This window comes from Microbacterium sp. NPDC057944 (assembly GCF_042887445.1).
GTDB classification, from domain to species: Bacteria; Actinomycetota; Actinomycetes; order Actinomycetales; family Microbacteriaceae; genus Microbacterium; species Microbacterium natoriense.
Window position 1 is genome coordinate 592,943 of record NZ_JBHVPJ010000001.1, and the last position, 12,890, is coordinate 605,832.

Genomic DNA, 12,890 nt, shown 5'->3' on the forward strand with positions numbered 1-12,890 from the left:
GTCAGGCCTGCGCGGCCAGCTCCGCCGCGCGCCGTCCTGAGCCTGCCGAAGGGTACTTGCGCTGGTACGCCCGCCAGGTGATGGCCCAGCGCTCGGGGTCGTCGAGGTCGTCGTGATGCGTGTGGTGCACGGTCTGGTTGTGCGGGGCCGTGCGCACGACCTCCGGGGTCTCCCTGGCCTCGCGCGCCACCTCGGCGAGCGTGGCCGCGTACTCCTCCAGCTCCGCCTTCGAGTACGACTCCGTGGGTTCGAGCGTGAACGGCTGCGGCACCACGTAGGGGTGGTGGCTCGTCCAGTAGTGCATCCCGAAGTCGGTCATGCGGATGCCGATCTCCTCCGACGAGACGCCGGTCTCCTCGAACAGCTCCTCCCACGAGTAGCGCACCTGCTCGATGCGGCGGCGGCCGGTGGCGTAGGGCGCGGAGGCCCCGGGGATCGCCAGCACGAGCGACATCAGGTAGTTGTTGTTCAGCACCGCGGTCTCGGCGGCGGCGAGCAGGCCGGGGGCGCCGAGCGCCATGATCCACGAGTACGCCTTCACGAGCGCGGGGATGACGCCGTAGAACGGGGCCACCGCGCCGATGGACTGCTCGCCCGCCTCGGAGACGGCGAACGTCCCGTCGTCCTCCCGCACCACACGGGGTCCGGGGAGGAAGGGCGCGAGCGCCGCCGAGACCGCGTTGGCGCCGGAGCCCGGTCCGCCGCAGCCGTGCGGCGTGCCGAAGGTCTTGTGCAGGTTGAAGTGGCACACGTCGAAGCCGGCGTCGCGGGCGCGGGTGATCCCGAGGATGCCGTTGGCGTTGGCCTGGTCGTAGGAGGCGAGGGCGCCCACGGCGTGTGCGGCATCCACCCACTCCCGGATGGCCGGGTTGTAGATGCCGGTGTCCTCGGGGTTGGTGACCATGATCGCCGCCGTGCGGGGGGACAGCGCGGCCTTCAGCGCGTCGAGCGAGGGGTAGCCGTCGGCATCCGGGTAGACCGTGATGACCTCGTAGCCCGCGGCCTTCGCGGCCGCCGCGTTCGACGGGTGGCTGAAGATCGTGGTGATGACCTCGCGGCGCTGCTCACCCTCGCCGTTGGCCTCGTGGAATCTGCGGATCATGGCGATGTTCGACCAGATCGCGGCGGATCCGCCCTGGGTGTGCAGGGAGACCTCGTCCATGCCGGAGATCTCGGCGAGCATCCGCTCCAGCTGCCAGAGGATCTCCAGCACGCCCTGAGCGTCGGCCGGGTCCTGATGCGGGTGCATCGCGGTGATCTGCGGGGCGCCGGCGAGCTGGTCGTTGATCTTGGGCGCGTACTTCATGGTGCACGTGCCCTGGCCGATGTCGACGTTGAAGTCGGCGCCGAGGTTCTCCTGCGACAGCCGCAGGTAGTGCTTGAGCACGCGCATCTGGCCCATCTCGGGGAGCTTCGCTGCCGACGGGCGACGCAGGGATGCCGGGAGCTCCGCGACCACGTCTCCGACGGCCTCGCGGATGCCGGGCTCGACCTGCGAGACGAGCACTCCGCGCTCACCCGGGGTGGACAGCTCGAAGATGATCGGCTCGTCCCAGCGGGCCTGCTGGAAGCGCCGCAGCGCGGGCTTCGGGGCGACGGGAAGGGTCACTTCGACTCCTCGATGACGGTGGCGGATGCGGTGGCGGATGCGGTGACCTCGGCGAGCGCCGCGGCCAGGGTGTCGATGTCGGCCTGGGTGGTGAGCTCGGTGACGCACACCAGCAGCCGGCGCTCGCCCACGACGACGCCGGGTTCGATGCCCTTCGCCCGCAGCGCGGAGACGACTTCGGATGCCGGGATCGGCAGGGTCACGGTGAACTCGCGCAGGTGCACGGCGTCGTCGTCGAGCGCGACGCCGGGGATCGCGGCGAGCGTCTGCTGCGCGTAGCGGGTGCGGGCGAGGAGGGTCTCGCCGAGCTCGGCCATGCCTGCGGGGCCCATGAGGGCGAGGTAGACGCCCGCGGCGATGCCCCAGAGGGCGGCGGCCGTGCCGACCCACTCCTTGCCGTCTTCGCGGTGGGCGAAGGAGGTGCGGTCGTAGGCGACGTCGCCGAATCCGTACTCACCGGGGACGTCGGTGGACTCCAGCCCGAAGAGCCGCGAGGGCATCTCCATCACGAACGTCGGGTCGTCGTGCACGGCGATGAATCCGCCGTGGGCGCCGCCGAACCACTGGTGCAGGCCGAGCGACTGGATGTCACCGGTGACGATGTCGGCGCCGTGCAGCGACGGCGGGGTGAGGATGCCGTAGCCGATCGGGTCGGTGCCGACCACGACCACGGCGCCGGCGGCGTGCGCGGCATCCGCGATCTCCTGCAGCGAGGCCTCGACGGCGCCCGTGACGCTGGGCGTCTCGACCCAGACCGCCGCGACGTCGTCGCCGAGCGCGGCGCGGATCGCGGTGACGTCGGCCGTGCCGTTCACCGTGGGCACGTGGTCGAGGGCGAGATGCGCGCGGACGTAGTCGTGCACCTTCGACAGCTTCGCCGGCAGCACGTCGCTGACGACGAGCACACGGGGCCGCCCGGTGATGCGGCCCGACATCGTGAGGCCGGTCGCGGTGGCCTGGTAGCCGTCGTAGGTGGGGACGTTCACGACGTCCATCTCCAGCAGCTCGGCCATCAGCGACTGGTACTGGAACAGCGCCTGGAAGCGGCCGTGGTCCTCGTAGGGCTCACCGGCGTAGGCGGTGAGGAACTCGCTGCGGCCGATGACCTCGTCGACGACGGCCGGCACGTAGTGGTTGTAGACGCCGGCGCCGAGGAAGCTCAGGCGCTCCTGCGTCGAGCGGTTCCTGGCGAGCAGCCCGCGCACGTGACGCGCGAGATCCTGCTCCGCCACGAGCGGCGCCGGCAGGTCGAGCGGGCGGCCGAGGCGCAGGGACTCCGGCACGTCGGCGTAGAACTCGGAGACGTCGGCGGCGCCGACGGCGGCGAGCATCGCGGCCCGCGACTCCGGCGCCGTGTTGGGGATGTACGGATGCACGAACGGCTCGGTCATGCGTCCTCCTTCGCGGTCGGGATGAGGGTGGAGAAGGGGATGGTCTCTGCACGGGGCGCCGCGAGCACGGCGACGCCGTAGCGGCCGAGGTCGAGGCGGTCGGAGTGGCGGATGCCGGTGAGCAGGTCGGTCGCGTCTCCGGGGAGCGCGAACGCCACCGGGCTCTGCCCGTGGTTCAGATAGAACGTGTAGTCGGTGGTCTCGTCGGCGCGCGTGACGACCTCGACGTCCACGTCGGTGTCGTCGCGGGCGGGGAGGCCGGCGCCGACCAGAACGTCGCGGAACACCGGCAGCATGCTGTCGTGCTCGAGCATGGCGCTGAGGTACCAGGCCGCGCCGGCTCCGACCGGGCGCCGGGTCACGGCGGGGAGCCCGGTGAGCTCGCCGGAGGAGTACGCACCGCGCACCTCGACGTCGGCATCCGCCTCGATCCATTCGCTCCAGCTGGGCGCCGTGAGCGTCTCGCCGGCGTAGTCGACCGTCTCGGTCAGTCCGTCGGCGATCGGCCACTGCTCGTCGACCTCGATGCCGAGGAGGTCGCGCAGCAGGCCTGGCGCGCCGCCGTCGTGCACCTTCTCCGTCGCGTCGACGACACCCGAGAAGGGGCCGACCACGAGGTGCCCTCCGCGCTCGACGAAGGCGCGGAGGGCATCGGCCTGCGGCTGCTCGATGATGTAGAGGTTCGGCACCACGACCACGTCGTACTCGTCGAACGGCCCCGTGGCGCGAACGGCATCCGTCGGCTGGCCGAGCGTATAGAGCGCGCGGTGCCAGGCCCGGGCCTGCTGCGCCCACTGCAGGCGCTGTGAGGGGAGGGATTCGAGGGCGCTGGAGCCCCACCAGGAATCCCAGTCGACGACGAGCGCGACCCGGGAGCGCACGCGGGTGCCGCGCACGGGCTCCAGCTTCTTCAGCTCGAGCCCGAGAGCCCTGGTCTCCCGGAAGCTGCGCGACTTCTCGCCGCGGTGGCCGAGCATCGACGAGTGGAACTTCTCCTGGCCGTACTTGGCCTGGCGCCACTGGAAGAACATCACGGCGTCGGAGCCGTGGGCGACGGCCTGCAGGCTCTCGACGCGGATCTTGCCCGGCGCCTTGGGCACGTTGACGTCGCGCCAGCTGGTGGCGGATGCCGACGACTCCAGCAGCAGCCACGGCTGTCCGCCCTTGAGGGAGCGCATGAGCCCGTAGTTCAGGGCGGCGCCGACGTGCGAGGTCGGGTCGGCGGGCTCGGGGTAGGCGTCGTCGGTCACGACGTCCTCCGCCGCGGCGAAGTCCCAGTAGTCGAGGTCGCGGAACATGCTCATGAAGTTCGTCGTCACGGCGATGTCGGGGGTGACCTCGCGCAGCACGTCGATCTCGATCTGGAACAGCTCCAGGAGGGCGTCGGAGGAGAACCGCTCGAAGTCGAGGAGCTTGGTGGGGTTGATCGGCCCTGGCGCCTTCTTCGGGGTCTCGATGTGGTCCCAGGAGGTGTAGCGCTGACCCCACACGTTCACGCCCCACGCCTCGTTGAGTCCGTCGAGGTCGCCGTAGCGGTCCTCCAGCCAGCGGCGGAAGTGCGCGGCCGATTCGGGGCACCAGCAGCGCGAGGTGTGGTCGCCGTACTCGTTCGAGATGTGCCACAGGGCGAGCCCGGGGTGCTCGCCGTAGCGCTCGGCCATGGCCCGCGTCATCCGTGCGACGTTCTCGCGCCAGACGGGAGACGAGGGGCAGTACGTCTGGCGGGAGCCGAACTCCAGCCGGTGCCCGTCGGCATCCCAGGGCGCCATCTCGGGGTGGGCGCGCAGCAGCCAGGAGGGCGGCGTCGCTGTGGCGGTGGCCAGGTCGATGCGGATGCCGGCCTCGTGGAGCAGATCGATGATGCGGTCGAGCCATCCCCAGTCGTAGACGCCGGGCTCCGGCTCCAGCTGCGGCCAGCTGAAGATCGGCAGGCTGACCATGTTCACGCCGGCCTCGCGCATCAGGCGGATGTCCTCATGCCACGTCTCCTCCGACCACTGGTCGGGGTTGTAGTCGCCGCCGTAGGCGAGAGCGTCGATGCGGACGCGTCGGATCGGCTGGTCGGATGCGGGCACGAGGGCTCCTCTCTGAGTCATCTGCGGCGGACTCTGGTGCAATTCCCCTGTCCGCTGTATTCTGTATACACCACAGTAGATCGTCGCACCGGAGCCGTCAACCCATAGGCTGACGGGCAGGGGCGACGCAGAAGGGGGATGCCATCCATGGCCATCGAACGCAAGAACCTGCGCTCGCAGGTCCGCGAGGAGCTCCTGACGCGGATGCGGGCCGGTCTCGTCCAGCCCGGCGAGGGCATCAACGAGGTGCAGCTCGCCGCCGAACTCGGCGTCAGCCGCACGCCCCTGCGCGAAGCGCTGATCGCCCTGGAGTCCGAGGGGCAGATCGAGAGCGAGAACGGCAAGGGGTTCCGGTTCGTGCCGCTCAGCGCCTCGGAGTTCCGCGACCTCGCCCCCGTCATGGCGGCTCTCGAGAGCCTGGCCCTCGAGCTCAGCCCGCTCGACGAGCTGCAGGCCATCGGCGCGCGGCTCAAGGAGATGGCCGATGCGTTCGCCGATGAGCTCGTCGAGCACCAGCTCGTCATCACCAAGGACGACGAGTGGCACAGCCTCATGCTGTCGGCGTGCCCGAACCAGCGGCTCCTCGACGTGATCGAGAGCGTGCGCAGCTCCTTCCACCGGTACGAGTCGCTGCTCGTGCCGGAAGACGTCAAGGTCGAGCGCGTCGCCGCGGAGCACGCCGAGATCGCAAGGCAGCTCGCCGCCGGTGACGTCCCCGCCGCCGTCGGCGCCCTCAAGCTGAACTGGACGCACGGCATGCAGCGCATCCTCGACAACGCGTCGAGCTCGTACTTCACGGCGTAGTCCGGCATCCGCGCTCCTGTCGCGAAAGATCCCGGAATGGCGACGTCATGGCGGGATCTTCTGCGACGGGAGCGCTGAGTCTAGCTCGACAGGCGGACGGCGAGGTCGATGAACAGCGCAGCCGACCAGCCGAACGCCGTGGTCGCGCGCTCGGCCTTGAACCCTGTGCGCGGGTTGAAGTACTCGTGCGGGCCGCCGCCGTGGATCACGAGGGCGACGGTCTGCTCGCGCAGCTCCCGCGCGCGCTCCGGGTACCCGGAGGCCTCGAGCCCCTCGGCCACGAGCACGCTCGTGTTCACCCAGATCGGCCCCCGCCACATCCGCTCCGGCGAGAAGTCGGGGTCGGATGCCGCGACGGTGGGCAGGCCCCACTCCAGGGCGAACCGGGACGGATCGTCGACGGCCGCGCGCAGCGCCTCGGAGACGGGGGCCGGGAGCGTGCCGGTGAGCAGCGGCAGGAGTCCGACGACCGTGTCGCTCTGCAGCACCTCGCCGCCAGGTGCGCCGAGGGCTCCGGGGATCGTCCCACCGCCGTACGCGAGGAACCGGCTCTCCTCCGACGACCACATCGTCAGCAGGAGCTTCTGCGTGCGGGCCGCGCGCTCGCGGAAGCGCGTGACGTCGACGCCGGGCTCGTACCGCTCGAGGAGCGCCGCGATCTCGAGGTCCTGCCGCACGAGATAGGCGCCGAGGTCGGGAGCCGCCGTGGGCAGCGGTCCGTCGAAGATGGGGCTGTCGTCGAGGCCGGAGGAGTAGGGATGCCCGTATTCCGGCATCCCGTCGTGATCGAGGTCGCTGCCCGCGAACCACCAGTCCTGCGAGCGGATGACACGGGCGAGCTGCGTGCGCGCGTAGTCGGGGTCGTCCTGCACCTCGAGCACCGTGCGCAGCGCCCAGGCCGCGAGCGGAGGCTTGGTCAGCGGCACCGGCGCGCTCGGGTCGGCGATCTGCGACCCTGCCCTGCGCAGGTTCGCTCGATCGCTCTCGGGCAGGTCGTCGCTCGTCGCGAGCACCCCGAGCTCGTGCACGACGTCGGGCAGCTGACCGTCGGGCTGCGGGAACCGGAACGCGAGGTCGAGCTGCTCGCGCGCCAGCTCCGGGTCGCCGTGACGCAGGCCGACCGCGATGAAGTAGGCGTCCCACTGCCACAGCCCCACGTAGCCGATCTTCGACGGGACGATCGCGCGGGCATCGCCCAGAGACGGCAGCTCGACGATGTTCGCTCCGAGCACCCACCAGCAGAACGCGGTCATCTCCTGCAGGTCGTCGCGCACGATCGGGCACCTCGCGAACCACTCGTCCCAGACGGATGCCGTGGCCGCGAGCGCGCCCGCGTGCCCCCTGCTCTCCACGGAGACGGTGCGGTCGGCCGCGATGCGCAGCCGGATGCCGTCGCCCAGCGGATGCTCCTCGACGGAGCCGTCCGGCCGCACCAGACGTACGCGCGCGCCTGGCGCTCCGCCGAGGCTCAACGCCGATGGGCCGTCGAAGGTGAGCGTGACGTCGCCCCCGAACCGCACGCGCCCAGGCAGCACGTCGGCCACCGGAAGCACCGCTCCCTCGGCATCCGTCACGACGACCGCGTCCAGCACCCGGCACTCCGACAGCCGCTTCTCGTACTCCGAGGTGTGCACGCGCACGCCGTCCCCATTCTCCGCGCGGAACACGAGCACGCGCGAACGCGGCAGGGTGAAGGGCGCGGAGACGAGGTCGAGATGGCGGCCGGCGAGGGCGGCCAGGTCGGCGGCATCCGTCATGTCATCGTCCTCCGAGGCCCGAGGCGGCCATGCTGTTCAGGATCTTGCGCTGGCCGATCACGAACACGATCAGCATCGGCACGGTGGCGATCGCGGACGCCGCCATCACGAGCCCGTAGTTGACCGAGCCCTGCTGGCTCTGGAACGCCTGCAGCAGCAGCGGCACGGTGAAGAGATCGGGCGTGTTCAGCAGCACCAGCGGGAACAGGAACGAGTTCCACACGTCGAGGGCGACGATGATGCTGAGCGCGGCGAGGCCCGGCTTGAGGTTGGGCAGCACGACGCTCCAGAAGGTGCGCCAGCGTCCGGCGCCGTCGACGAGGGCCGCCTCCTCGAGCTCCCGCGGGAGTGCGAGGACGAACTGCCTCATGAGGAACACCGCGAAGGGGTTCGCCATCATGCCGGGGACGATCAGCGCGAGGTGCGAGTCGACCCAGCCGAGCTGCGACATCAGCAGGTAGAACGGGATGAGCGTCACCTGCTTGGGGATCATCTGCGTCGCGAGGAACACGACGAAGAGGATCCTGCTGCCGCGGAACCGGATGCGGGCGAACGCGTACCCCGCCATCGCCGAGGTCAGCAGCGTGCCGACGACCACGAGGACGGCGATGTACGCGCTGTTGAGGTACGCCTGCCCGAACGGCACCGCGTTCCACGCTGTCGTGTAGTTGTCGAACGTCCACGGGTCGGGGAGGAACTGCAGCGGGTTCTTCAGGAGCTGCGACAGCGACTTGAACGACGTCAGCAGCATCCAGATGAACGGGAAGACCATCGCGATGCCCGCGACGGCGAGCACCACGTGCAGCAGGGTCGCGCCGATCCGACGACGGGCGCGGTCGGCGCCGGGTCCGCCGCGTCCACGCGAGCGGTAGCCCGGAGCGGTGAGCGCGACCGTCGACCCCGTCGGAGGGGCCTGCCGGGTGAGGGAGGGTGTCTGGGAGGTCATGCCGGGTCATCCTCGTAGTGGACGAACTTCTTCTGCGCGGCGAACTGGATGCCCGTGATCACGAGGGTGATGAGCAGCAGGATCACGCTGGCCGCGCTCGACAGGCCGAACTCGAACTTCGTGAAGCCGAGATCGAAGATGTGGAACACGATCGTGCGGGTCGCGTTGTCGGGTCCCGCGTTCTGCACGAGCACGTAGACGGTGTCGAAGGTCTGCAGCGACGAGATGAAGGCGACGATCGACGAGAAGAACACGATGGGCGAGAGCAGCGGGAGGCGGATGCTGGTGAACAGCCGCCACGGGCCCGCCCCGTCGATGCGGGCGGCCTCGATGACAGAGGGCGAGATGTTCTGCAGACCGGCGAGGAAGATCACCACGTTGAGGCCCATCGACGACCAGATGGTGACGATGCAGACGGCGAGGAGGGCGAGCTTCGGATCCTGCAGCCAGTCGGGGGGCGCGATGCCGAAGATCTTCGAGATCGCGGTGGAGAGCACGCCGTCTGCGCGGAACATCTGCTGCCAGATCATCGCGACCGCGACGGTCGACGTGACCACCGGCGCGAAGAACAGCACGAGGTACAGCGTGCGGGTCTTGAGCTTCTCCAGAGCGATGGCGACGATCACCGCGAGCGCGAGCCCGATGGGCACCGTGATGATCGCGATGAGGAGGGTGTTGAGGATGGCCCGTCCGAGCAGCGGGTCGGACAGCTGGTCGGCGAAGTTGGCGAAGCCCACCCATTCGAGGTCGCTCAGCCCGTCCCACGAGGCGAAGGCGAGCACCATGCTCCCCAGGAACGGCAGCACGACGAACAGCCCCATGCCGATCAGCTGAGGGCCGACGAAGACGTAGCCCCAGCGGCGGTCGCGCCGGCGCCAGGCCGCCTCCTTGCGCAGGGGTAGGGCGGATGCCGCAGGGGTGGCCTGCGGCATCCGTCCGTTGTCGGTGAGCGTGGACACTCCTACTTCTCCGACCGGTCCTTGACGAGGCTCGCGACGTTGTCGAGCGCGGCCTTCGCGTCTTCCTTGCCCTCGTAGAGCTTGAGGAGCTCGTCGGCGATGTCGACCGGCAGGCCGGGGACGGCCGCCTCGGCGGGGTAGTCCTCGAAGCCGATGTCGCGCATGTCGAGGAAGGTCTGCGCGTGCGCCGGGTAGCCGTCTTCGAGCACGACGTCGTCGGCGCCCTTGATCGACGGGACCGCGTTGCCGCCGCCCTGCAGGCGGAAGGTCTGCCCCTCGGCCGAGAGGAACTCGGTCCAGAACGTGAACGCCGCGTCCTTCACCTTGGTCTTGCCGTTGATCGCGAGGAACGACGTGGCGACGCCGGTCGGAGCGGCCGTGCCGTCGGGGGTCGGCCACGGCGCGATGTCGTAGCTGGCCTCCTCGCCGGTCGCCTTCACGGTGCCGATCGTGTACCGGCCCTGCACGAAGAAACCGGCCTTGTGGGTCACGAACACGCTGTCCGCTCCGGCGCCGTCCGGCAGGCTGTCGGCGACCACGAAGGTGCCGTCCTGGAACAGGTCGCCGAACTGCTGCATCGCGTCGACCGCGGCGGAGTCCTTGTTCGCCGTGAACTCCCCGGAGTCGCTGTAGGGCGCGTCGACGCCCTGCGAGGAGAGCCAGCTCCAGTGGGTCGCCCAGTAGTTCCAGTACATCGTGCCGGTGAGGCCGGCGTCGTGGAGCTTGGCGTTCATCTCGAGGAACTTGTCGGTCGTCCACTCCCCGTTCTCGGCGAGCGTCGCGGGATCCTCGGTGATGCCGGCGGTGGCGAGGGCCTGCTTGTCGTACCAGAACACGTCGGGGTTGGAGTCGTTCGGGGCGGCGTAGGTCTCGCCGTCCTTCTCGGCGGCGCCGAAGAGGCCGGGGAAGAAGTCGTCCTTCTTGGTCTTGCTGTCCTTCGAGTCCATGAGGTCGTTCAGCGGCATCAGGCGCTTCGAGTCGACGAACTGGCCGATCTTGTCGTCGCCGACGTAGAAGACGTCGGGGGCGGTGTTGCTGGTGAGCTGCGCGAGCAGCTTGGAGTGGTAGTCGCCGTAGCTGGCGACCGGCTGCAGCTTGACCTTGATGTCGGGATGCCGCTTCATGAAGTCCTTGTTGAACTCCTCGTAGCGGGTGAGTTCGTCGGCCGTGCCCCACGTGGACCACACGACGGTCGCGGTGCCGTCTGCCGAGACGCCCCCGCCGCCGCCGCTGCCGCTGCACGCGGCGAGCCCCAGGACCAGGGCTCCGGCGGCCCCCACTGCCAGATACCGCGTCACCTTCGCTCGTGCCATCTCGCTACCTCTTTCGTCATCGGAAGATCGTGTCGGGAACCCCTCGGGGCATACTCGTATTCTGTATACAGAACGCAGATGTGTCAAGAGACACCCCTCTTCCTCGGGGCATCGAGATCATCTCGTGACGTCGCGCGGAGTGGGCTTCAATGGGTGCATGAGCGCACCCGATCCGCACCTCCTCGGCCCCGGACTCCTGCCGACCCCGTTCACCGCCGCCGAGATCCGCGACGCCACGGGACCCGGCAAGACCATCCGCATCCGCATCGACCTGCCCGATGGCACGACGGCCACGAGGGTCAACCGGTTCAGCGAGACGGATGCCGACGGCGCCACCCTCGAGCGCTGGTCGCTCCCCGACCGCTCCGACCTGACGGCGGACCGCGTGACGTGGCTCGACCTGCAGCGGCACGCCGCCTTCGACGCCGCGACGACGACCGTCTCGACCGAATCGCTGACGACCCCGCTCGGCGAGGTCGAGTGCCTGCGGTACGACTCCGAGGACGGTACGTTCTGGTTCTCCCTCGCCCACCCGGGGATGCCGGTGCAGTACGAGTCCGAGGGCGTGCGCACGACCGTGGTCGACATCGAACGCAACCCCCGGGCGAACGTCGCACCTCCGGCGTAGGGTCGGGGCATGAGCAGCCGCACCGCATCTCCCGGAGTCGTTCCCTCCTACCTGCTCGCGCGCCTGGCCGAGTCGGGGCGGTTCCCGCGCGCTGCGGCCGCCGCACGACAGACATTGACCGCGGGACGCCCGCCGTTCCGCGCGCGCATCGACCTGTCGATCGACGAGAACGGCGACCTCGTGGCGCAGCTGTCCGATGCGCCGAACCGCACCATCAGCGACGCCGGCAACACGCAGAAGCTCCCCGGCATCCTGGTGCGCAGCGAAGACGATCCTCCGGTCGAGGACGCCGCCGTGAACCAGGCGTTCGACGGGCTCGGCGCCACCTTCGAGCTGCTGCTCGCCGCGTTCTCGCGCAACTCCCTCGACGATGCCGGGGCGCCGCTCGACGCGAGCGTGCACTACGGCGTCGACTACGACAACGCCTTCTGGGACGGCCAGCGCATGGTCTTCGGCGACGGCGACGGAGAGGTCTTCACGGGCTTCACGGCGTCGACCACCGTGATCGGGCACGAGCTCGCGCACGGCGTCGTGCAGCACACCGCGAACCTCGAGTACCAGGGCCAGCCCGGTGCGCTGAACGAGTCGATCGCCGACGTCTTCGGCGCGCTCACCGAGCAGTACCTGCTCGGGCAGACGGCGGCCCAGGCCACGTGGCTGATCGGCGCGGAGATCTTCACGGATGCGGTAGAGGGCGAGGCCCTGCGCTCCATGCTGCACCCCGGCACGGCCTATGACGACGACGAGCTCGGCAAGGATCCGCAGCCCGACCACATGAGCGGATTCGTGCGCACGACGGAAGACAACGGCGGCGTGCACATCAACTCCGGCATCCCGAACCGCGCCTTCGCCCTGTTCGCCCGCGATCTCGGCGGCAACGCCTGGGAGGGCGCGGGCCTGACCTGGTACCGCGCTCTGACCGGAGGACTGTCGAGCACCGCCACGTTCGCGCAGTTCGCGGAGGCGACGATCACCGCGGCGTCCGCGATCGACGACGCGACGGCGGCAGCCGCTCGACGCGCCTGGACGACCGTGGGAGTCTTGGAGGATGAGCGAGACCCCTCCTCCAGCCGAGGAGCGCACGCAGACTGACGACGACATCGTCGTCATCGCGGTCGTGCGCACCGGCGGCATCGCCGGCATCCGTCGCCGCTGGCGGGTGACCGCCGCCCCCGAGGACGCAGGGGACTGGATCGCCCTCATCGATCGCTGCCCCTGGGACGCACCGCCCTCTGACACGGAGGGCGCCGACCGCTTCGTGTGGAGCATCCGCGCCCGCACCCCCTCCGAGCGGCGGGAGCAGGACCTGCCCGACGCGGCGCTCGACGGTCCGTGGCGCGCGCTGGTCGACGCCGTGCGGGCAGCATCGGCGGAGTGACTACGCTGAACCCACGTCGACCCAGGGGGA

The 12,890-nt window shown here is 70.0% G+C and carries 11 protein-coding genes; 4 read left to right on the forward strand and 7 right to left on the reverse strand.

Going from position 1 to position 12,890, the window contains the following annotated elements:
• Position 1 precedes the first annotated feature (1 nt).
• The 3 genes from gcvPB to ACFVRO_RS02595 are packed head-to-tail and all read right to left on the reverse strand — an operon-like array spanning position 2 to position 5,075.
• A complete protein-coding gene (gene gcvPB / locus ACFVRO_RS02585) occupies positions 2–1,609 on the reverse strand; it encodes an aminomethyl-transferring glycine dehydrogenase subunit GcvPB (RefSeq protein WP_341940609.1) in 1,608 nt (535 codons plus the stop codon).
• A complete protein-coding gene (gene gcvPA, locus ACFVRO_RS02590; protein ID WP_386948920.1) occupies positions 1,606–3,000 on the reverse strand; it encodes an aminomethyl-transferring glycine dehydrogenase subunit GcvPA in 1,395 nt (464 codons plus the stop codon). The genes gcvPB and gcvPA overlap by 4 nt, the downstream gene beginning before the upstream one ends.
• Positions 2,997–5,075 carry a beta-galactosidase gene (locus tag ACFVRO_RS02595; protein WP_386948922.1) on the reverse strand — a complete coding sequence of 693 codons (2,079 nt, stop codon included), beginning with the start codon at positions 5,073–5,075 and terminating at the stop codon, positions 2,997–2,999. The genes gcvPA and ACFVRO_RS02595 overlap by 4 nt, the downstream gene beginning before the upstream one ends.
• Before the next feature lie 147 nt (positions 5,076–5,222).
• Between ACFVRO_RS02595 and ACFVRO_RS02600 the strand changes: the two genes are divergently transcribed.
• Positions 5,223–5,879, forward strand: a complete 657-nt coding sequence (locus ACFVRO_RS02600) for a GntR family transcriptional regulator (protein WP_386948925.1) — start codon at positions 5,223–5,225, stop codon at positions 5,877–5,879.
• A gap of 80 nt (positions 5,880–5,959) precedes the next feature.
• On the opposite strand, the gene ACFVRO_RS02605 is transcribed toward ACFVRO_RS02600, so the two are convergent.
• Genes ACFVRO_RS02605 through ACFVRO_RS02620 form a run of 4 tightly spaced genes read right to left on the reverse strand, consistent with a single transcriptional unit; the run spans position 5,960 to position 10,854 of the window.
• Entirely contained in the window at positions 5,960–7,636 is a 1,677-nt protein-coding gene (locus ACFVRO_RS02605; protein ID WP_386948928.1) for an amylo-alpha-1,6-glucosidase, read from the reverse strand.
• Position 7,637: 1 nt separating this feature from the next.
• On the reverse strand, positions 7,638–8,582 hold the full coding sequence (locus tag ACFVRO_RS02610) for a carbohydrate ABC transporter permease (RefSeq protein WP_105673125.1): 945 nt from the start codon (positions 8,580–8,582) through the stop codon (positions 7,638–7,640).
• Positions 8,579–9,541: a carbohydrate ABC transporter permease gene (locus tag ACFVRO_RS02615; RefSeq protein WP_105673124.1), complete on the reverse strand. Its 963-nt coding sequence runs from the start codon at positions 9,539–9,541 to the stop codon at positions 8,579–8,581. Before ACFVRO_RS02615 ends, ACFVRO_RS02610 begins: the two co-directional genes overlap by 4 nt.
• Positions 9,542–9,543: 2 nt before the next feature.
• Positions 9,544–10,854: an ABC transporter substrate-binding protein gene (locus ACFVRO_RS02620; RefSeq protein ID WP_386948930.1), complete on the reverse strand. Its 1,311-nt coding sequence runs from the start codon at positions 10,852–10,854 to the stop codon at positions 9,544–9,546.
• Between the two features lie 157 nt (positions 10,855–11,011).
• Here ACFVRO_RS02620 and ACFVRO_RS02625 point away from each other — a divergent pair, with 157 nt between their 5' ends.
• From ACFVRO_RS02625 to ACFVRO_RS02635, 3 genes are read left to right on the forward strand one after another with little or no spacing between them, the layout of a single operon-like run.
• Entirely contained in the window at positions 11,012–11,482 is a 471-nt protein-coding gene (locus tag ACFVRO_RS02625; protein ID WP_386948933.1) for a hypothetical protein, read from the forward strand.
• 9 nt (positions 11,483–11,491) lie between these two features.
• Positions 11,492–12,574: a M4 family metallopeptidase gene (locus tag ACFVRO_RS02630; protein ID WP_386948935.1), complete on the forward strand. Its 1,083-nt coding sequence runs from the start codon at positions 11,492–11,494 to the stop codon at positions 12,572–12,574.
• Positions 12,531–12,860, forward strand: a complete 330-nt coding sequence (locus ACFVRO_RS02635) for a protealysin inhibitor emfourin (protein WP_386948938.1) — start codon at positions 12,531–12,533, stop codon at positions 12,858–12,860. The genes ACFVRO_RS02630 and ACFVRO_RS02635 overlap by 44 nt, the downstream gene beginning before the upstream one ends.
• Positions 12,861–12,890: the final 30 nt, after the last annotated feature.